The sequence below is a fragment of the Enterococcus sp. AN402 genome, assembly GCF_040719405.1.
In the GTDB taxonomy this organism is placed as follows: domain Bacteria; phylum Bacillota; class Bacilli; order Lactobacillales; family Enterococcaceae; genus Enterococcus; species Enterococcus faecalis.
The window spans coordinates 158,538-178,906 of the sequence record NZ_JBFDTM010000004.1; the positions used below are offsets into that span (position 1 = coordinate 158,538).

Here is a 20,369-nt window from a genome sequence, read left to right on the forward strand (position 1 = left end):
ATTTTAAAAAAGAAGGGTGACAAATGATTTATTTTGATAATAGTGCAACTACACCGATTTACCCCCAGGCTTTAGATACATATGTAAAAACCAGTCAGCGGATTATTGGCAATCCGTCTAGTCTGCATGACTTAGGCAACCAAGCGAATCGGCTCTTACAACAAGCACGGAAGCAGATTGCGGAGCTAATCAATGTTTCAGCAAATGAAATCTATTTTACAAGTGGCGGAACTGAAGGAGATAACTGGGTTTTAAAAGGAACGGCAATCGAAAAACGAGAATTTGGTAATCATATTATTATTTCTGCAGTGGAACATCCAGCAGTTACAGAAACAGCGGAACAATTAGTCGAACTAGGTTTTGAACTTTCTTATGCGCCAGTGGATAAAGAAGGTCGTGTGAAAGTCGAGGAATTACAGAAATTAATTAGAAAAGAAACGATTTTGGTTTCTGTTATGGCAGTCAACAATGAAGTGGGAACGATTCAACCAATTAAAGAAATCAGCGAGGTTTTAGCGGAGTTTCCTAAAATTCATTTTCATGTAGACGCGGTTCAAGCAATTGGGAAAGTTAATTACTCAGAGTGGTTAACGGATCGGGTGGATTTTGCAACGTTTTCTGCACATAAATTTCATGGACCACGAGGCATTGGTTTTATGTATTGGAAACAAGGAAAACGTTTAGCGCCGCTTTTAACAGGAGGCGGGCAAGAAAACAACCAACGCAGTGGGACAGAAAACGTACCAGCAATTGTGGCAATGGCCAAAGCGTTACGCTTGCATTTAGAGAACGAACAACAACGGCCGCAACATGTGGCGACATTACGGAGTTATTTACTAAAGGCGCTAGAAGAATTTCAAAATGTGACTGTTTTTTCACAAGATAATGAACATTTTGCGCCACACATTTTATGTTTTGCTTTGAAAGGGATTCGCGGCGAAGTGCTAGTCCATGCATTGGAAGAAAAACAGATTTATATTTCGACTACGAGTGCTTGTTCTAGCCGAAAAAAAATGGCTAGCAGCACCTTGTATGCCATGCATGTGCCTGGGGAATTGGCGACTTCCGCTGTGCGCATTAGTTTAGATGAAAGCAATACAATGGCAGAAATTGAACAATTTATGATTGTTTTCAACCAACTTTATCAAAAATTTTCTCGTGTAAATTAATAAAAAAATAAGTCGGAGCCTAGAAATAGGCTCCGACTTATTTTTGCTCTCTTTATCGATTGAAGCGGTAGCCACTTCCCCAGAGTGTTTCAATTGGAGAGTCAGAAAGATTGGCTTTTTTTAATTTTTCCCGAATCCGTTTAATGTGAACAACGACAGTCGAAACCTCAGTATCTAAGGCATCAAATCCCCAGACACTTTCAAAAAGTTCTTCTTTATTCCACACGCGATTAGGATGTTCCATCAAGAAAACCAACAATTTGTATTCTTTGCTTGTAAAAATAACTTCATTTTCTAAAACAAACACTTTGTGGGCGGCAGTGTCGACAGCGATTTCATTGATTTTTAGTAATTGTGGTGGTTGTTCTGCTTTGCTTAGCAATTGATAACGGTTCATATGGGCTTTTGCTCGAGCGACTAATTCATTGGGACTAAACGGCTTGATTATATAATCATCAGCACCTAAGCCAAGCCCACGAATTTTATCAATATCTTCTTTTTTAGCCGAAACAATCATGATCGGCGTTTGCTTTTTTTTTCGAATTGCACGACAGATTTCAAAACCATCCATAGTTGGCAGCATCACATCTAAAATAATTAAATCAAAGGGCTCATTTAAAGCTGCTTCCAATCCTTTTTTTCCATCATGTTCAATTGTGACAGTCATATCGTTAATTTCTAAATAATCTTTTTGCAAATCAGCAATGCTTGGATCATCTTCAATAATTAATACATGTGGTTTCATTTTTCATCCTCCAACAACGGCAACGTAATTATCACGTTGGTGCCGTCTCCTTTTTTACTTGTGACAGTGATTGTTCCCTGATGATAGTCAATAATTTGTTTGACAATACTTAATCCCAAGCCGCTTCCTTTAACTGTTGGGGTTCGAGATTTGTCTACACGATAGAAGCGTTCGAATAAATAAGGTAATTCTTTTTTATCGATACCAATGCCGTTATCTGTAATGGTTAAAACTAAGTCTGTTTGATTATGTGTTAAAGAAATCGTAAAGGCTAGTTGTTCTTTAGTGGGATCCGCAAATTTAATGCTATTTTGAATTAGATTGGTAATCACGCGATTCATCTGCGTGGGGTCCATTTGAACGTATAAGGCTTCGGTGGGAAGTACAGAAGTAATCACGAGTTCTTGTTCCAAACGGTATTCTTCAAGAATATGTGCAATAAAACGAGTGAAATTGGTCTTTTCCATTGTAAAGACAGCACGATCTAGGTCTAATTTAGAATACAAAAATAATTCTTCAATTAAATCATTGAGGCCTAAACTTTTTTCATGAATGACCGTTAAATAGCGCTGTTTTTTTTCTTCAGTATTGGCAACGCCATCCATCAAACCTTCAACGTAACCAATAATAGAAGTAATTGGTGTTTTTAAGTCATGAGAAATATTTGCAATTAATTCTTTCCGATTAGCTTCATATTTTTCGCGTTCCGCATTGGCTTCTTCTAAATCTTGCCACATTTGTTCAAAACTAAGTTGGAGCTGTTTGACTTCTGTTGAGACGGTTTGGTGGCTAGTTGGTGTAAATGGATTTTCTTTTTGGGCATCCTTACCCAATGTTTTAGTCGCTTTTTCTAATGCTTCTAATGGCTCGATAGTGGTTTTGGTTAAGCGCTTATTAATGAGCCAAGCTGCCGCAATTGCTACAAGGATAATTAACAAAATCATCCAGATAATCCAGCGTGTGAAGAATTCAAAAAGGCTGCTTTCGCGTTTCAAGACAATAAAGCTCCCGTTAGAACCATCTAAATAATGAAAATCGGATTTGACATAATGATATAGACGCCCTGCATTATCCAGTGTGCCAGTTGGCATAATATTATTCATTTCGTAGTTTGGAATATGTACAGACAAAGATTTTTCTACTAAATTATCCGAATAATAAGGAAACCGTGCATTCTTTCGAATAATCACACTTAATCCTTTTGCTTCAATTGTTTGAATCGTTTCCTTTAATTCTTTACTCAAAGGTGTATCTAGTAATTTCGGTGATTTTTTTAGCAGTTGATCTAAGGCCAAATAACTTTCTTCTTCGTTAGCGGTCAATGGTCGTTGCTTATTCATCATTCGGTAAGCTTGGGGCAAACTGGGGACAGTTCCTAACGTGATGTAAGAAGCTAAGGATAAAACAGCTAAAACAGAGGCTAAAGTAATAATGATGGCACTAATATAAGAAATAAAAAAGCGGCGTTTAATGGTCAAAAGCGTTCCTCCTAGTGGTTTTAATCTATTTCTTACTTATAGTGTATTACAAGTGAACAAAAAAAAGCTAGTATTGTTATTAACTTTTTTTCATTTGTTTATAATTTGTTCATTTTTCGGCAAGTAGGAGTTTATAAGGCTTTGCTATTCTAGGTATATCAAAAAGAAAAAAGGGGATTACCAACTATGAAAAAGAAAAAAGTTTTTAGTACGATTACCTTATTAACCTTTAGTACGTTGTTGATTGCAGGCTGTGCTGGCGGAGCCAACTCTGCAACAGATAAATCAAGTGCAGCTAGCTCAAGCACTGCAGTCTCTAGTTCAGCAGAAGCAGCTAAAGAGCAATCAAAAGGACAAGAATTAACAGAAATTTTATCCAGTACTGATTGGCAAGGCACAAAAGTTTACGACAAAAACAATAATGATTTAACAGCAGAAAATGCTAATTTTATTGGTTTAGCAAAATATGATGGTGAAACAGGTTTTTATGAATTTTTCGACAAAGAAACAGGTGAAACCCGTGGCGATGAAGGCACATTCTTTGTGACAGACGATGGCGAAAAGCGTATCTTAATTTCGGATACACAAAACTATCAAGCGGTGGTCGATTTAACGGAAGTGACGAAAGATAAATTTACCTATAAGCGAATGGGTAAAGATAAAGACGGGAAAGATGTAGAAGTCTTTGTAGAACATATCCCTTATTCTGACGAGAAATTAACCTTTACGAATGGCCGTAAAGATTTAGAAACAGAAACTGGCAAGATTGTTACCAGTGAACCTGGGGATGACATTTTAGGGGCTACATTATGGAATGGCACGAAAGTTTTAGATGAAGACGGTAACGATGTTACTGAAGCAAATAAAATGTTTATTAGTTTAGCGAAATTTGATAATAAAACAAGTAAATATGAATTCTTTGATTTAGAAACGGGTAAAACCCGTGGAGATTTTGGTTACTTCCAAGTAATTGATAATAACAAAATCCGGGCCCACGTTTCAATTGGTGACAATAAATATGGAGCTGCGTTAGAATTAACAGAATTAAATGATAAACGTTTTACGTATACACGAATGGGTAAAGACAACAATGGCAAAGAAATTAAAGTCTTTGTAGAACATGAACCATATGAAGGAGACTTTACGCCAGACTTCACGTTCTAATTGGTCAATCACGAGTGGATGAAGCGGTCAAAAGGAAGTAAAGGATTCTTTTGACCGCTTCATTTTTAACAAAAAAATAGTTTATAGTTGTTTTTAATCGTTTATAAATTGTTCATTTTTCTGACAGTGGTAGTTTAGAATCGTTTGTTAAGATAGGTTTATCAAAGAAAAGGAGCGATGCTTTATGAAAAAGAAAGTATTAAGTTCGATTACTTTAGTAACATTAAGTACGTTACTTATAGCAGGTTATGCAAGTCCAGCATTTGCAGGTCATGCAGCCAATCCAAATAGTGCTACAGCAAATTTAGGCAAACATCAAAACAATGGCCAAACAAAAGGCGATAAGGTGACTAAGATTTTATCTGGCACGGACTGGCAAGGAACCCGAGTTTATGATGCTGCAGGTAATGATTTAACGGCAGAAAATGCTAATTTTATTGGGTTAGCAAAATATGATGGTGAAACCGGTTTTTACGAGTTTTTCGACAAAAACACTGGGGAAACCCGTGGTGACGAAGGAACATTTTTTGTGACGGGTGATGGCACAAAACGAATTTTAATTTCGCGGACACAAAATTATCAAGCCGTAGTGGATTTAACCGAAGTGAGTAAAGACAAATTTACTTACAAGCGTTTAGGGAAAGATAAACTGGGGAATGATGTTGAAGTTTACGTGGAACACATCCCTTATCATGGGAAAAAATTAGCTTTTACAAATGGACGTGAAGCATTAACCAATCAAACTGGCAAAATTGTGACAAATAAATCAGGGGATAAAATTTTAGGAACAACCTTGTGGAATGGCACAAAAGTCGTAGATAAAAACGGGAATGATGTGACAGCGGCCAATCAAAATTTCATTAGTTTAGCGAAATTTGATCCAAACACAAGTAAATATGAATTTTTCAATTTACAAACAGGTGAAACCCGCGGCGACTTTGGGTACTTCCAAGTGGTGGACAATAACAAGATTCGGGCCCATGTATCTATTGGTACGAATCGCTACGGTGCAGCGCTAGAATTAACGGAACTAAACAATGATCGATTTACGTATACTCGAATGGGTAAAGATAATGCTGGTAATGATATTCAAGTGTTCGTGGAACATGAACCTTACCAAGGCGCATATCATCCAGCCTTTACTTTCTAAAAGTCTCTTGTCTTCTCTCTTATTTAACAAAAGAACGTCCCTCAACGTTCTTTTGTTTTCTCTTCTTCTTCTATAAATAAATTGTTATTAGTTATAATTAAATATTATTATTAAGATAATTATAATGATTATTATTTAATAATTTGTTCATATTATGGACAGGTGGAGTTAATAACTACTTGCTATCCTTAAATTATCAAAAGGAAAGGGAGTAGTCGTTTATGAAGAAAAAAATCGTTGGTACAATTACGTTGTTGGCTTTAAGTGCGTTATTAGTTGGTGGAGCAGGAGGGGCTTTGACGGCAGAAGCATACGTTCCTCAAAGCGTAGACAATCCCAATAATTTAGGGGATTTACCTGAGTATTTACGTTCAGTTGGTATTAGACAAGATGAAGGATTATCAGAAAAAGATTGGGCTGGAACACGCGTTTATGATCGAAACGGGAATGACTTAACAGATGAAAATCAAAACCTATTACATGCAATCAAATTTGATGCAACCACTAGTTTCTATGAATTTTTTGATAAAGAGACTGGAGAATCAACAGGAGATGAAGGAACCTTCTTTATGACCGCTGGTATTACAGATGTTTCCCGTCTTGTAATTATTTCTGAAACCAAAAATTATCAAGGTGTATACCCACTTAGAACTTTATACCAAGATACTTTTACGTATAGACAGATGGGGAAAGATAAAAACGGAAATGATATTGAAGTTTTCGTAGAAAACAAAGCAACCTCAGGACCAGTTTATGGTCGTCCGCAGCCATACCCCAATAATCGTCCCAGAACACTAGAATTCACGAATGGACGCCGTGCCATGACAGAACAAACAGGCCAGATTGATGTAAATCGACAAGGGGATGAAATTATTGGTAAAACTTCCTTTGATGGGACACCGCAACTTCTTTGGAATGGCACAAAAGTAGTGGATAAAGATGGCAATGACGTAACTTCGGCCAACCAAAACTTTATCAGCTTAGCGAAATTTGACCAAGATAGCAGCAAATATGAATTTTTCAATTTACAAACTGGTGAAACTCGTGGCGACTATGGCTACTTTAAAGTAGGAAATCAAAATAAATTCCGTGCCCATGTTTCGATTGGAACCAATCGCTATGGTGCTGTCTTAGAATTAACAGAATTGAATGATAATCGTTTTACGTACACACGAATGGGTAAAGATAACGAAGGAAACGATATCCAAGTCTATGTGGAACATGAACCATACCAAGGAACTTTTAATCCTGAATTTACCTTTTAAGAACAAAACATACGAATGGAAACCAAAAAAAGTTTCGACTTCTTTTGGTTTCTCTCTTTTTAAAATAGAAAAACAGAGAAAGCGTTTTAATCGACAAATAAAAAAAGATTCGTTAGATTAGAACCACTGGAGAAAAATCTCATATTTCTCTCGAGGAAAGGAAGTTGAGCACAATGAACAAAAAAATTTTAATGGGGCTATTAAGTGTCGTGACCATTCCATTACTTGCTGCGTGTCAAGGAGGAGAAACACCCTCCGCAGCGTCAAAAAATAGTCAAACGGTGACTACTCAAAGTAGTGCAAAAACTGAAAGCACCAGTACAACCCGTTCGGTGGCTCAAACAACATCAAAAGAGGAAGTGAAAGAACCGATGAAGACCTATGAAGTGGGTGCGCTTTTAGAAGCAGCCAATCAACGAGATACGAAGAAGGTCAAGGAAATTTTACAAAATACTACTTATCAAGTGGATGAAGTCGACACAGAAGGCAACACACCGCTCAATATCGCTGTTCACAATAATGACATTGAGATTGCAAAAGCGTTGATTGATCGGGGTGCCGATATTAATCTGCAAAATAGCATTAGTGATAGTCCCTATCTTTATGCGGGAGCGCAAGGACGTACGGAGATTTTAGCGTATATGTTAAAAAATGCGACCCCAGATTTAAATAAGCATAACCGTTACGGTGGCAATGCGTTAATTCCGGCAGCTGAAAAAGGACATATTGACAATGTGAAGCTCTTGTTAGAAGATGGACGAGAAGACATAGATTTCCAAAATGACTTTGGCTATACAGCGTTGATTGAGGCAGTGGGGTTACGTGAAGGGAACCAACTTTACCAAGATATTGTAAAATTGTTAATGGAAAATGGTGCGGATCAATCCATTAAAGACAATTCTGGTCGAACAGCAATGGACTATGCCAAGCAAAAAGGTTATACGGAAATTAGTAAAATTTTAGCACAGTACAACTAAGTATTGTGTCCTTTCGGGAAGGAATAAATACAGGTAGGAGTGAAGGAAAGCATGAATTATTGGTTAAAAAATGTTCGAATTGAAACAGGGTATCAAAAAGAAGGTGACTGGTTATCTGGGACAGTAACCAAAGAAGTAGCAATTGAAGTAACAGATGGAGTATTTACGAAAATCATTCCCAATGAAGAATTGGTAGAAGAACCTGGGTTGACAATTATTGATGGTCACCATCAATTGATTTTACCAGGTTTGATTGAAAAACATTGTCACTTTGATAAAAGTAAACTAGGTGTTCCGTGGTATCCGGTGACACCAGCGAAGTCAATTGTGGAACGTGTCGAAACAGAAATTCCTTATTTAGATAGTTTAGAACTTTCTTTAACTGAACGCGCCAACCATTTAATCGACTTAGAATTACCACATGGCGCGACAGCTTTCAGAACACATGTCGACGTGGAACCGATGACAGACTTACGTTATTTTGATGAAGTCCAAGCATTGGCCCAAACGAAACCATTTGCGGTAGAAATTGTCGTCTTTCCACAGCACGGCTTACTACGTTCAGATTCCGTTGAATTAGTTGATCAAGCATTGGCAAAAGGTGCCGATTTTATTGGTGGCGTGGATCCTTATTCACTAGATGGTGATTACAAAAAATCATTGGCTGAAACATTCCGCTTAGCAGATAAACATGGTGTCGGTGTGGATATTCATTTACATGACCGTCACGAAGCTGGGACAACAACGATTAAAGAAATTATCCGTTTAACGAAAGAATATGGCCTACAAGACAAAGTATTTATCAGCCATGCCTTCGGGTTAAATGATTTCATTGGTGAAGAACGTGCCGAAGTTTATGATGCTTTAGCAGCAGAAAAAATTCATATTAATTCCAGCGTGCCAATCACACCTAATACGATTCCGCCAATTATGGAATTGTTACGTCATGGAGTCAATGTCCATCTTGGTTGTGACAATATCTACGATTGCTGGTCTCCCTATGGTGATGGTTCATTACAAGAAAAATTGGCTCGTTTAGGTGAACTTTTTAATGTGAAAGATCAAGATGCTTTAACCCAATTATTGGGCTTAGTGACAGATGGTGTCACAACTTTAGACGAACAAGGGCAAGCAAATTGGCCGCAAGTTGGTGCTGAAGCAACTTACTTACTCACTGAAGCAGAATGTGCGGCGGCTTTTGTCGCTCGTCAGACACCGGTGGAAATCAGTGTGGTAAAAGGAACCATACTTTATCAAAAATAACAAAAAGAAGCGAGATTTCTCGCTTCTTTTTTTGTTATGCTTATCGTTCCTTCAACCAGCTATCCAATTGCTCAAATAAAGTGATGACCGAAGGATCTTTGGTTTGTTTTAAAAAATCATGTTCTAAATAGTAAACCGCTTTAAAGGTACTCTCAGGAATGGTCCGTCCGATTTTTTTGCTATAGCGGAACGGCACTTCTTCGTCTGAACTGCTAGCTGTACTGAAACAAGGTGGAAAAGTTTTTAATGTTTCGTCTGACAGTGCGTAAGCAGACCAGTCCCCATTTTCTGGTAATCCGTAAAAGTGCGGCAATAGCGTTTGCTGAATACTGTAATGATACAGCAGATAGCGAGAAAGAAAAGGATCATCCCAAACAGGCTTCGTTTGGTCGATAACAGCTATTTCTTTAGCGGAAATGGCTTGCTTTAATAATTTCCGTGGCTCTTTAATAAATTCTAAATCTGTATAGCCGTAAAAATTGACTAAAAATTGTGGCGTCAAATTTAGTGTTTGTAATTGTTTGGTTAACTGTAACATTAAATAACCGCCAGCGGAACGTCCGCACAAACCAAAGGGCTGATTTTGAATAATCTCTTCGTTTAGCAATTGGAAGGTTTCTGTTAGCGTCCCTAAGATGTGATCGATTTTTGTATTTGGAGCCAACAAATAGTCCAGTGCTAAAACGGTATAGCCATTGCTTGTAAACAGCTCCTTCAGTTCTTCTGGTAAATCACTTTTGGTTCCATAAATCATCCCGCCACCGTGTAAATAGACGACATAGTTCGTTGGTTCAGTCGTAGTGGGGTAGATAGTAACTGCTGCGCCATTAGCGAGTGTTTGATTGTTTTTCAAGTGCACGTCTCCTCATCTTTATAATGTATGTGGCAATTTCATAATTTAACAATTGCAAGGGATTGGCTAAGTCAATATCAAGAAGTTGTTCCACTTTGTTTAAACGATAACGAATCGTTTTTGAATGGAGGAACATCGCTTCAGAGGTCTGTTTATAATTGCGATTATTTTGGAAAAAACTGTACAAGGTTTCAAACAAATCGTAGTTATTTTCGGCTAATTGATAAAGTGCGCGAGGAATTAATTCGTCTAAATTTTCCAATTGGTCTTCGCGGATAAAATTTTTAAATACCCCAATATCGGCTAAGGTGACAATTGGTCCGTTATAAAAAGTTTCATTAAAGCGCAGAATGTCCAGACATTCAATCAGTAGCTCTTTAATCCCTTCTCGTGATTTTAAACTGCTGACGGCAACGGTAAGCGTGTCGTTTTCTTCTAAAAGTTCAGCTAATAAACGACTTAATTGCAGCTTGGTAATTTTTCCATCACTTTCATTGAAGTTAAAAAGGACCGCCGAATAATTTAGCTGATCAAAGAAGATGGATTTCACACGCAGGGTACGAAGTAAGGCAATAATTCGTTCTTTCATGAGTTGTGTATTGGTGTCTTTAGTAGAAAAAGCAATCGCTTGGTAAGAATCTAGTTCTTGCATTTGCACTTCACGAAGCAAACTGTTTAGCTCGTCAGGATTTTGCGGTGTATTTTGTAAAATAGCATCCGCTAAGTTGTTCAAACGAGTATACCGTTCTTTTTTTAATAAATTTTCGGTATTGAATTTTTCTTGTAAGACATCAATCGCATTTTCGATAATCACTAAATCCGTCTCTTTAATCTTTTCATCTTGTAAATAAACCAGAAGTAAACAATTAGTGGAATAACTATTGAAAATAGAAACTTCTAGTGCCAGCTGTTTTTTGGGGTTGGCATGTGAGTAAAGTGTTAAAAGAGAGTAATCATTTTTAGTGAACTCACTGTTTTTTAGTTTTTCTCTTGAAAGCACAATCGCATCATGGGGTAAGTCGCCATCGCTAATTTCCAGATGTTTATCCAACATTTTTAAAGCGAAGGGTAATTTAATGATGTCATAAAATTCTTGCATAATCGTCTCAACCGTTGGGTAGTGGCGCTCTAATTTGGTGAAACGTTGGCGCACATCGTAATACGTACGTAAGACATGCGACTGATAATTCAACAAAGGTTCGTAAATCGTAAATAGAATTTTTTCATAGCTAATGTCTTGTGTGATTTTAATTAAAGGGATTTCATAATTGAAACATAATTCGATAAACCACTCTGGAATCATTTTAATGAATCGATCTGTTTTCAAAATTAAGCCGCTGATGCCAATTCGGCGCATCTTTACGAAAAAATTTTCCAACTCTTTTTCGGGTAGATCATGCAATGCGTAGAAAGAAGTCAAAATTAACTGATTCTTTCTACTCCAGTTCTCAATGTCAATCGCTTCTAAGACCATTGCCGAGTCAACTTCATTGTCTAAACCAATCTCTTTCGTCAAAATTTTACCTTTTTTTAAGTCACCTATCGATAATAACTCTCTTAATTTCATCGTTTTCTCCTTTTTCCCTCTTATGGATAAAAATTATACCATTTTTTTAGAATTATGTCCGATGAAAACACTTTCTCGTTTCGATACAATAGCATTGTAAGGAATAGATAGGAGGATGAACAATGTTACACACAGTAATTTTGAAAAACAATTACCAAGACTCCATCAACTTAATGTTATTGACCAATAAAATCAATGCATTAGATGGTGTAACCATGAGTCAAATCATGATGGGAACAGATGCCAACAAAGACATCCTTAACAACACGAACTTGTTAACGGATGAGGCCAATAGTGCATCTGCAAACGACATGATGATTGTGGTTGACAGTGAAAAAGAAAACATCATGGAAGAAGTTATGCCAGCGATTGATGAATTCTTAGATGATTTATCAGCAAAGGGAACTAGTGAAGAAGCACAAGCAGCAACTTCTTGGTCAGAAGCGTTTGATCTTTTACCAGAGGCGAATGTAGCGCTATTCAGTATTCCTGGTGAATATGGTGCGCCAGAAATGGAACGTGCCTTAAAAAATGATTTACACGTGTTCTCTTTCACGGATAATGTGTCAATTGAAGATGAAGTACGTTTGAAAAAATTAGCGCATGAAAAAGGCTTACTAATGATGGGCCCTGACTGTGGAACTGGTATTATCTCAAGTATTCCAATCGCCTTTACAAATGTTGTTTCTCCAGGAAACATTGGCGTTGTTGGTGCTTCAGGAACAGGGATTCAAGAAGTTACAACGATTATTGACCGCTTAGGTGGCGGAGTTGTTCACGCCATTGGTACTGGTGGTCGTGACCTAAGCGACAAAGTAGGCGCTATCACAGTGAAAGATGCTATTATGGCCTTAGAAAATCACGAACCAACCGATGTGATTACAGTTATTTCTAAACCACCTGCAAAAGAAGTTCGTGATGAAGTGGTTGAATTATTACAAAGTATTTCAAAACCAGTCGTTGCGATTTTCTTAGGAGAAAAACCAACAAGTCACGAAGGCAAAGTTTATCTAGCTCATACATTAGAAGAAACAGCTAAAATTGCTGTTGATTTAGCAAATGATGTGGCCGTGAAGAAAAATTACTTTGAAGCATTAGCAAAACCAGCTGTACCAACATTACCAGAAGATAAAGTTGTAAAAGGCTTATATTCAGGTGGTACATTAGCTTCTGAAGCAGGTATGTTAATTTCTGAAGCTTTAGATCTTGGCGGTTTAGTGAAAGCAGAAGGTTATGTCTTGAAATCTCACGGTTATGAAGTCATTGACTTAGGTGATGATATGTATACACAAGGTCGTCCGCACCCAATGATTGACCCAGATGTTCGTATCGAAAAAATTCGTGAATACGCACAAGATGAAAAAACTGGGATTATCTTATTCGATGTGGTGTTAGGCTACGGTGCTCATGAAGACATGGTTGGTGCATTATTACCAGCAATTGAAGAAGCGCGTGCCACAGCCAAAGAAGCCGGACGTGATCTTTACTTTGTTGCAACTGTTTGTGGGACGACGAAAGATCCGCAAAATTACCAATCATCGGTTGATCGTTTGAAAGAAGGCGGCGTTTTAGTTGCAGAAAGCAATGCTAAAGCTGTTCAATTAGCTCTATTGCTAAAAGGAATCGAAATTTCAGAAGACGATAAAGAAGTGGTTGCTTACAACGGACCAACTGTCGATGTACCAAAACCAGGCGAAAAAGTAATGGAACTATTAACAACCAAACCAAGAATTATTAACGTTGGGTTGCAAAGCTTTACAGAATCAATCGTTGATTACGGTGGCCAAACTGTTCAATTCAACTGGCGTCCGCGTGCTAACGGCAATAAAAAAATGATTAAAATTTTGGATGCTTTGGAAGATTACAGTGAACAAATCGAAGCTGAAAATCACAAAGTAACAGACAAAATTAAAAATGCACAACCATTCTTAGTAGATGTGGTACCTGCGAAATCAGTGATTCCAGAATTAAATGATGACGCACAAAAAACATTACTTCATGCTGGACCACCAATCCAATGGTCTGAAATGACTGGACCAATGAAAGGTGCTTGTATCGGTGCAGCATTATTCGAACGTTGGGCAGACAACGAAGAAGATGCTTTGAAGATTTTTGAAGCTGGCGAAGTACGTTTCATTCCTTGTCACCATGTAAAAGCAGTTGGACCAATGGGCGGTATTACTTCTGGTAATATGCCAGTCTTTGTTGTAGAAAATCGCTTAGAAGGTAACGAAGCATACTGTATCTTGAATGAAGGTATCGGTAAAGTATTACGTTTTGGTGCTTATTCACAAGAAGTGGTTGATCGTTTAGATTGGATTAAAGATGTTTTAGGACCAACGATTGCGAAAGCCTTGAAACTTTCTGAAGAAGGCTTGAACTTAAACGTATTGATTGCGCGCTCTATTACAATGGGTGACGAGTTCCACCAAAGAAATATTGCCGCATCTTTGAACTTCTTAAAAGAATTGTCTCCATTAATTATCAAAACAGATATTCCAGAAGATCAAAAATACGAAGTAATCAAATTCTTAGCTGACACAGATCAATTCTTCTTAAATGTCATGATGGCAACTGGAAAAGCAATTGTTGATGGTGCCCGTAAAGATACCAACGGAACGATTGTCACAACGATGACTCGTAACGGCGTGAACTTTGGGGTCCGGATTGCAGAAACAGGCGATCAATGGCATACCGCACCAGTAAATACACCAAAAGGTCTTTACTTCACTGGTTTCAGCGAAGAAGACGGAAATCCTGATGTCGGGGATAGTGCAATTACTGAAACAGTAGGCGTTGGAGCAATGGCTATGGTAGCTGCACCTGGCGTAACACGGTTTGTTGGTGCAGGTGGCTTTGAAGATGCGTTAGCAACCTCAAATGAAATGGCAAAAATCTGTGAAGGACACAACCCAACATTCTCAATTCCAACTTGGGATTTCCAAGGAACTTGTTTAGGAATTGATATCCGTAAAGTGGTGGAATTGGGAATTACACCAATCATCAATACAGGGATTGCACACAAAAATGCCGGTGTTGGTCAAATTGGTGCAGGGACAGTTAGAGCACCTCTAGGCTGTTTTGAAAAAGCCCTAGAAGCGTATGCTGAGAAACTAGGCATTACGGTTGAATAACCAACTAGTCATTAGTGACTACATTTTTCCTATCCACCAATATGGCAAGATGGGAACCATTCACAGTGTTTTTGAACGTTCATTTAATCTGAAAGTCCAGGATCAATTAATCAATGTTGCAAACTTCCATAATTATTTATCAAGCTTTGGTATGTTTTTGCCAGATCAATTGTTTCAAGAAATCTTTCCGTATGTACAACAAGGTAATAAAGTCAAAATCACAGAAAATCAGTTGACCTTTTACAGTACAGTCGGCGTGAAAACGATCCAACTCACACCTGCCGAGGTCGTTTCTTTAAACATTACTCATTTCAAGTTAGAAAAAGACCAATTACGCTTGTTGCGAGACCGCTTATTAGCGAGAAACTTAGAACGTAGAATTGGCCTGCCTTTAGACGAACGAGCAAAGCATATTTTCAAAAAAATGAGCCAAAAACAAAAAGTTTGGACACTATCGGAATGGCAAGAAGTAACGAATTATCTGATTGGTCGGGGCAAAGGGTTAACCCCGAGTGGTGATGACATTTTAGTAGCGTATCAAACAATTCTGTTCATACTTGCTGATGAAAGAGCTGCGGCGTTAGCCGCTACTCTTTCGGCAGCAAATTTATCCACAACAGATGTTAGTAAAGGCTATATTGCAAGCTCGGCTAAAGGATATGTAAATTCATTGTTGTATCAGTTACTCTTGGATTTGGAGAACCATCGGGATAATAGAGTTGACGAAAATATTGACAGAATTATACAAATCGGACATTCCTCTGGTAAAGATATGTCATTTGGAATGTTACTAGCTTTACAATCTGTAGAGTTAGATGAGAAGTGAGGAGAAGACATGGAGAATAGTAAAAAAAATCAAGCAGTGCAAGTGAGCAATAGTTACTGGATTAAAGTCGTAGCCATTTTCTTCGTAGGCTGGATTTTAATGTACGCAACACGAACTATTTTTAATCCAGTGATGGGGGTCATTGGAGAACAATTTGGTCTAAGTAACACACAACTTGGTTTAGCCAATAGTATCTTCTTTCTAACCTATGCTGTTGCACAGATTCCTTTTGGGATGATTGGCGATAAAATTGGGCGGAAATTAGTCATTGCTGTTGGGTTTATCGTTCTTGCTATTTCTACTTATTTTAGTGGATTAGCGACAACCTTTGTTATGTTTTTAGTCATTCGTGCAATTGCTGGTATTGGTCAAGGAGCTTACTATGGCCCGCAATATGCGCTATCGACAGAAGCGATTCCAGCAAGTAAACGGACCATCGGTAATGCCATCATCAATAGTGGGATGGCTTTCGGTACATCAGGTGGGTACCTACTTTCAAGTAAGTTGGTTTTAGAAAATGGTGAACATTGGAGCAAACCATTCTTTATCATGGCGATTCCAACGTTTATCGTAGGAATTCTTTTCTATACAATTTTGAAAGAAAAAGTGATTCGTCCTGGTGAAGAAGCTGCACGAGCAGCTGCTGAAGAAGGACCGCAAGAAAAGATCTCATTAAAAGAAATTTTCTCAAATCGTAATTTATTAGCCGCATTTATTTTATGTTTCACAAGTATTTATGCAAACTTTGTTATTATTACTTGGTTGCCACAATTTTTAATTGCTGAACGTGGCTTTACAGGAGCGAGCGTTGGTTTTATTTCATCACTTGTACCATGGGCCTCTATTCCAGGCGCCTTAATCTTCGCTCGTTTGAATGATAAAACAGGTGCGACGAAAAAATTAGTCTTTACATTAGTACCTTTAGCAATCCTATCTGTCTTTGCGATTGCTTTTGTAACAAATCGGACATTGTTAATTTCTGTTTTAATTCTTTATGGGTTAACAGGGAAATTAGCGTTAGATCCAATTATGGTGACTTTTGTTACCAAACATGCACCAAAAGCGGCCTTAGGAACAACGTTAAGTGCCTATAATTTTATCGGGATGTCAGGGTCAATCCTAGCACCGTATGTCACAGGATATTTAGCAGATACAGCAGGCTCAATGCAAGTTGGCTTCTATCTTTCTTGTGTACTATTAGTTATTGGTTTACTAGCTTTTGCTTTCTTAGCTAAAGATGAAAGTAAACCGAAATTAGGTTAATTATCCCTTCGATAATGACTGAAACAATCAAAATGAGCAAGACAAAATCTTTCATTTCGTAAACAAATTATTTCTTATCCGTCGATACTGAAAAGATTTTGTCTTTGCTTTACTAAAAAGGAGCGAATCAATCAATGAGTTTAAACGTAATTGCCCTAGGTGGGAATGCTATTTTAGATACGGATCCAACAGATGAAGGCCAAAAAGCCGTCGTTAATCACGCGGCCAAATATATTGCAGAATTTGTTGCTAAAGGGGAACAAGTCATTGTCTGTCACGGAAACGGACCACAAGTAGGGAATTTGCTTTTACAACAAAAAGCAGGCGAAAGTGAAAAAAATCCAGCGTTGAAATTGGATACTTGTGTTGCGATGACACAAGGAAGCATCGGTTACTGGTTACAAAATGCTTTAACTAATGAGTTTGAAAAACGTAACATTGCTAAACCAGTTATCTCTGTAGTTACGCAAGTGCGTGTGGACAAAGAAGATCCTTCGTTTAAAAAACCATCCAAACCAATTGGTCCATTCTATACAAAAGAAGAAGCTGACGCGGAAGCAGCCAAAGATGGCTCTACGTATGTGGAAGATGCTGGCCGTGGCTACCGAAAAGTTGTTCCATCACCAATGCCTAAAGAAATTGTTGAAAAAGAGGCGGTTCGTGCTTTAGTAGAGGCGGACGTTTTAACTATCTGTTCTGGTGGCGGGGGCATTCCGGTCGTAGCAGAAGACGGACAATACGTAGGCGTGGAAGCGGTTAACGACAAAGATTTCTCTGCACGTGTTTTAGCTGAAAACGTTGATGCAGACCGTTTGATTATTTTGACAGGCGTTGATAACATCTACATTAATTACAATCAACCAGATCAAAAAGCATTAGAACAAATCAGTGTAGCCGAAGCAGAAGAATACATTAAAGAAGGTCACTTTGCTGCTGGTAGTATGCTACCAAAAATCGAAGCTGCCTTAGACTTCGTAAAAGGTGATGACAAACGGAAAGCAATCATTACTTCTATCGAAAACTTAGAAAACATCGATAAAGAAGCAGGAACTGTGATCAGTCAAAAGGGGTAGTTTACCATGAAAAAACCGTCCATGATCACCCAAATTGCAATTGCTGTTGTCGTAGGAATCCTCGTAGGACTCTTGATTCCTGCTAGCGGCAATTACTTGAAAATAGTTGGAGATGTCTTTTTGCGACTGATGCAAATGGCTATTCCTATCTTGATCTTAGGGCAAATTGTCCAAGCAGTTGGCAGTATTAATCCAAAAGAATTAACGAGCCTTGGGGGTAGAACAATCGCTGTTTTCGGGATTTCCTCCTTAGCTGCCGCTTTATGGGGCGTCCTAATGGCAGTCATTTTTAATCCAGGATACGGTGTTAAAATGACTGGCTTCCAAGATGCTTCTATTAAAGCGCAAGAAATCTCAATCACTGATACGATTTTAAATTTCGTTCCGAAAAATATTTTTGATTCACTGACTCAAGGATCGATTATTCAAATTATTGTCTTTGCATTATTTTTTGGTTTAGCACTGAATAAATACTTACAAAGCCATCCAGAGACACAACTCTTCCAAATAATTGTGGACTTTAATGAAGTTATCATTACAGTCATTCGATACGTCATGTATCTAGCACCTCTGGGGATTTTTGCTTTAATTGCTTCAACAATTAGTCACTTAGGCCTTCAAATTATTTTACCGTTAGTGAAGTATCTATTGGTCTATGGATTAGGAACTATTTTATTTTTGGGCATCTGGATTTTGGTTATCACATTGTACTGTAAAGTAAGTCCACTACGTTTAATTACAAACATGAAAAATATGTCTGTGATGGCCTTGGCGACAACTTCTTCAGCAATTACTTTACCAGTAGCTTTGGAAGAAACAGAAACAAAATTAGGTTTAAGTAAGCGAATTACTAACTTAGTGTTGCCGTTAGGTATGTCGTTAAACAGTAACGGTTCAGCGATGCATATGGCTTTTACTGTAATGACTATCGCTCAGATGTATCAGCTAGAGTTTGATATTACGAAAATGATTTACTTAGCAATTACAGCAACGTTTGTCTCACTAGCAAACGCAGTTGTTCCCGGTGCGGGCTTAGTCTCACTGGCAGTGATTGTTCCGCAAATGGGTTTACCCATTGAGAGTATTGCAATTTTTGCAGGCGTCGAATGGTTTGTTGGCATGTTACGAACAATTTTAAATGTCAATTCAGATGTTTACTCTGCTATTCTAGTTGCAAAATCAGTGGATGAAATTGACTATACTGTCTTTAACAGTAGCAATAAGTAGTGAAAAAAGGGGAGGAAATGCAAGGACGAAGAAGAAAATCACTTGTTTTCTTTCCCTTTTTTAAGATTAATGATAAAGGAGCAAGCGCAATGGAAGAAATGGTTGTCGTTACACCGGAAAAATTAGAAAAGCTGATGAAGCAAAAATTAGAAGCTGCTGGTTTACATTCTGAACATGCCGAAGAAGTTGCTCGACATTTAACTTTTGCAGATGCTAGCGGTATTCATTCACACGGGGCGGTTCGTATGGATTATTATGCGGAACGGATTGCAAAAGGCGGGATCACGATTGACCCCGAATTATCATTTGAAAAAACTGGACCGTCCACTGCCATTTTTCATGGCGATAATGGCGTGGGTCAATTTGTTTGTAACGAAGCATTAGCTGCTGCAGTTGACCTAGCCAAAGAATCAGGGTTAGCATATGTTGGCGTTTCTCAAACGAGTCATAGCGGGACGTTATCGTATTATGTTAAAAAAGCAGCGGAACAAGGCATGGTTGCTCTTTCGATGTGTCAATCTGATCCAATGGTGGTACCGTTTGGTGGTACAAGCAATTATTTTGGGACAAATCCAATCGCTTTTGCAGCACCTAGAGCAGGTCATGAACCAGTCGTGTTTGATATGGCTACGACAGTACAGGCGTGGGGGAAAATTTTAGATGCACGTTCAAGAGATGTTGAAATTCCCGACACGTGGGCAGTAGACGAAAAAGGCCAGCCAACGACTGATCCTTATGAAGTACGAGGTTTATTGCCGATTTCAGGACCAAAAGGATATGGACTAATGATGATGGTCGATGTCTTAGCTGGTTCGTTGTTAGGCTTACCTTTTGGCAAACATGTCAGCTCCATGTATGCGGATTTAACGGAGAAACGGAATCTGGGACAGATGTTTTTAATCATTGATCCAAGCCGCTTTACAGATTCTGAACGATTTAAAGAAAATATTAATCAAATGGTGGAAGAACTTCATAGTGTGCCTACAGCAGAAGGGTTTCAACAAGTTTACTATCCAGGAGAAATTGGTCAGCTAAACTATCAAAAAGCCATGTCAGAAGGCATTGAAATTCCACAAAGTATTTATGATTATTTAGTTAGTGAGATTGTACATTACGATAAATATGGCGGGCAAGGTGCCTTTGCCAAATAATGAGGAGCGCAGAGAGTATTCGCTGCTGCGTTGCTCTCGCCTTCTTTCTATTGGAGGAAAGTAA

The 20,369-nt window shown here is 38.1% G+C and carries 16 protein-coding genes; 12 read left to right on the forward strand and 4 right to left on the reverse strand.

The window, feature by feature from the left end; translation table 11 throughout:
• Window positions 1-23 precede the first annotated feature (23 nt).
• Entirely contained in the window at window positions 24-1,169 is a 1,146-nt protein-coding gene (locus tag AB1I62_RS02235) for a cysteine desulfurase family protein (protein ID WP_002355234.1), read from the forward strand.
• Between the two features lie 52 nt (window positions 1,170-1,221).
• On the opposite strand, the gene AB1I62_RS02240 is transcribed toward AB1I62_RS02235, so the two are convergent.
• On the reverse strand, window positions 1,222-1,914 hold the full coding sequence (locus AB1I62_RS02240; RefSeq protein ID WP_002355236.1) for a response regulator transcription factor: 693 nt from the start codon (window positions 1,912-1,914) through the stop codon (window positions 1,222-1,224).
• Window positions 1,911-3,254 (reverse strand): HAMP domain-containing sensor histidine kinase, encoded by a 1,344-nt coding sequence (locus AB1I62_RS02245; protein WP_002385380.1) that lies wholly within the window; start codon window positions 3,252-3,254, stop codon window positions 1,911-1,913. The genes AB1I62_RS02240 and AB1I62_RS02245 overlap by 4 nt, the downstream gene beginning before the upstream one ends.
• A gap of 324 nt (window positions 3,255-3,578) precedes the next feature.
• Here AB1I62_RS02245 and AB1I62_RS02250 point away from each other — a divergent pair, with 324 nt between their 5' ends.
• The 5 genes from AB1I62_RS02250 to AB1I62_RS02270 all read left to right on the forward strand — a co-directional run bounded on the left by AB1I62_RS02250 (window position 3,579) and on the right by AB1I62_RS02270 (window position 9,211).
• Complete coding sequence (locus AB1I62_RS02250; RefSeq protein WP_016618112.1) at window positions 3,579-4,556, forward strand: DUF4822 domain-containing protein; 978 nt, start codon at window positions 3,579-3,581, stop codon at window positions 4,554-4,556.
• 184 nt (window positions 4,557-4,740) lie between these two features.
• Complete coding sequence (locus tag AB1I62_RS02255) at window positions 4,741-5,706, forward strand: DUF4822 domain-containing protein (RefSeq protein ID WP_048737139.1); 966 nt, start codon at window positions 4,741-4,743, stop codon at window positions 5,704-5,706.
• A gap of 221 nt (window positions 5,707-5,927) precedes the next feature.
• On the forward strand, window positions 5,928-6,971 hold the full coding sequence (locus tag AB1I62_RS02260) for a DUF4822 domain-containing protein (protein ID WP_002387660.1): 1,044 nt from the start codon (window positions 5,928-5,930) through the stop codon (window positions 6,969-6,971).
• 173 nt (window positions 6,972-7,144) lie between these two features.
• Window positions 7,145-7,948, forward strand: a complete 804-nt coding sequence (locus AB1I62_RS02265) for an ankyrin repeat domain-containing protein (RefSeq protein ID WP_010824369.1) — start codon at window positions 7,145-7,147, stop codon at window positions 7,946-7,948.
• Window positions 7,949-7,999: 51 nt separating this feature from the next.
• Window positions 8,000-9,211, forward strand: a complete 1,212-nt coding sequence (locus AB1I62_RS02270; RefSeq protein ID WP_048737136.1) for an amidohydrolase family protein — start codon at window positions 8,000-8,002, stop codon at window positions 9,209-9,211.
• Between the two features lie 40 nt (window positions 9,212-9,251).
• Here the strand turns inward: AB1I62_RS02270 and AB1I62_RS02275 are convergent, their stop codons facing one another.
• Together AB1I62_RS02275 and AB1I62_RS02280 are read right to left on the reverse strand one after the other, a co-directional pair.
• Window positions 9,252-10,064 (reverse strand): alpha/beta hydrolase, encoded by an 813-nt coding sequence (locus AB1I62_RS02275; protein ID WP_048737134.1) that lies wholly within the window; start codon window positions 10,062-10,064, stop codon window positions 9,252-9,254.
• A complete protein-coding gene (locus tag AB1I62_RS02280; protein ID WP_104859236.1) occupies window positions 10,039-11,631 on the reverse strand; it encodes a PucR family transcriptional regulator in 1,593 nt (530 codons plus the stop codon). The genes AB1I62_RS02275 and AB1I62_RS02280 overlap by 26 nt, the downstream gene beginning before the upstream one ends.
• 122 nt (window positions 11,632-11,753) lie before the next feature.
• Between AB1I62_RS02280 and fdrA the strand changes: the two genes are divergently transcribed.
• The 6 genes from fdrA to allD all read left to right on the forward strand — a co-directional run bounded on the left by fdrA (window position 11,754) and on the right by allD (window position 20,305).
• Window positions 11,754-14,765 carry an acyl-CoA synthetase FdrA gene (gene fdrA / locus AB1I62_RS02285; protein ID WP_367018987.1) on the forward strand — a complete coding sequence of 1,004 codons (3,012 nt, stop codon included), beginning with the start codon at window positions 11,754-11,756 and terminating at the stop codon, window positions 14,763-14,765.
• Entirely contained in the window at window positions 14,758-15,591 is an 834-nt protein-coding gene (locus AB1I62_RS02290) for a DUF2877 domain-containing protein (protein ID WP_002355250.1), read from the forward strand. The genes fdrA and AB1I62_RS02290 overlap by 8 nt, the downstream gene beginning before the upstream one ends.
• Before the next feature lie 9 nt (window positions 15,592-15,600).
• Entirely contained in the window at window positions 15,601-16,854 is a 1,254-nt protein-coding gene (locus AB1I62_RS02295; RefSeq protein WP_002355251.1) for an MFS transporter, read from the forward strand.
• A 134-nt stretch (window positions 16,855-16,988) separates the two neighbouring features.
• Complete coding sequence (gene arcC, locus AB1I62_RS02300) at window positions 16,989-17,927, forward strand: carbamate kinase (protein ID WP_002355252.1); 939 nt, start codon at window positions 16,989-16,991, stop codon at window positions 17,925-17,927.
• Window positions 17,928-17,933: 6 nt separating this feature from the next.
• Entirely contained in the window at window positions 17,934-19,154 is a 1,221-nt protein-coding gene (locus tag AB1I62_RS02305; RefSeq protein WP_002361159.1) for a dicarboxylate/amino acid:cation symporter, read from the forward strand.
• Window positions 19,155-19,243: 89 nt separating this feature from the next.
• Entirely contained in the window at window positions 19,244-20,305 is a 1,062-nt protein-coding gene (allD, locus tag AB1I62_RS02310; RefSeq protein ID WP_010708246.1) for an ureidoglycolate dehydrogenase, read from the forward strand.
• The last annotated feature ends 64 nt before the right edge of the window (window positions 20,306-20,369 follow it).

What these genes read in the sequence shown, in the direction of transcription:
- AB1I62_RS02235 (WP_002355234.1), top strand. Translation starts at nt 24, where the DNA reads ATGATTTATTTTGATAATAGTGCAACTACACCGATTTACCCCCAGGCT.
- AB1I62_RS02240 (WP_002355236.1), bottom strand. Translation starts at nt 1,914, where the DNA reads ATGAAACCACATGTATTAATTATTGAAGATGATCCAAGCATTGCTGAT.
- AB1I62_RS02245 (WP_002385380.1), bottom strand. Translation starts at nt 3,254, where the DNA reads ATGAATAAGCAACGACCATTGACCGCTAACGAAGAAGAAAGTTATTTG.
- AB1I62_RS02250 (WP_016618112.1), top strand. Translation starts at nt 3,579, where the DNA reads ATGAAAAAGAAAAAAGTTTTTAGTACGATTACCTTATTAACCTTTAGT.
- AB1I62_RS02255 (WP_048737139.1), top strand. Translation starts at nt 4,741, where the DNA reads ATGAAAAAGAAAGTATTAAGTTCGATTACTTTAGTAACATTAAGTACG.
- AB1I62_RS02260 (WP_002387660.1), top strand. Translation starts at nt 5,928, where the DNA reads ATGAAGAAAAAAATCGTTGGTACAATTACGTTGTTGGCTTTAAGTGCG.
- AB1I62_RS02265 (WP_010824369.1), top strand. Translation starts at nt 7,145, where the DNA reads ATGAACAAAAAAATTTTAATGGGGCTATTAAGTGTCGTGACCATTCCA.
- AB1I62_RS02270 (WP_048737136.1), top strand. Translation starts at nt 8,000, where the DNA reads ATGAATTATTGGTTAAAAAATGTTCGAATTGAAACAGGGTATCAAAAA.
- AB1I62_RS02280 (WP_104859236.1), bottom strand. Translation starts at nt 11,631, where the DNA reads ATGAAATTAAGAGAGTTATTATCGATAGGTGACTTAAAAAAAGGTAAA.
- fdrA (WP_367018987.1), top strand. Translation starts at nt 11,754, where the DNA reads ATGTTACACACAGTAATTTTGAAAAACAATTACCAAGACTCCATCAAC.
- AB1I62_RS02295 (WP_002355251.1), top strand. Translation starts at nt 15,601, where the DNA reads ATGGAGAATAGTAAAAAAAATCAAGCAGTGCAAGTGAGCAATAGTTAC.
- arcC (WP_002355252.1), top strand. Translation starts at nt 16,989, where the DNA reads ATGAGTTTAAACGTAATTGCCCTAGGTGGGAATGCTATTTTAGATACG.
- AB1I62_RS02305 (WP_002361159.1), top strand. Translation starts at nt 17,934, where the DNA reads ATGAAAAAACCGTCCATGATCACCCAAATTGCAATTGCTGTTGTCGTA.
- allD (WP_010708246.1), top strand. Translation starts at nt 19,244, where the DNA reads ATGGAAGAAATGGTTGTCGTTACACCGGAAAAATTAGAAAAGCTGATG.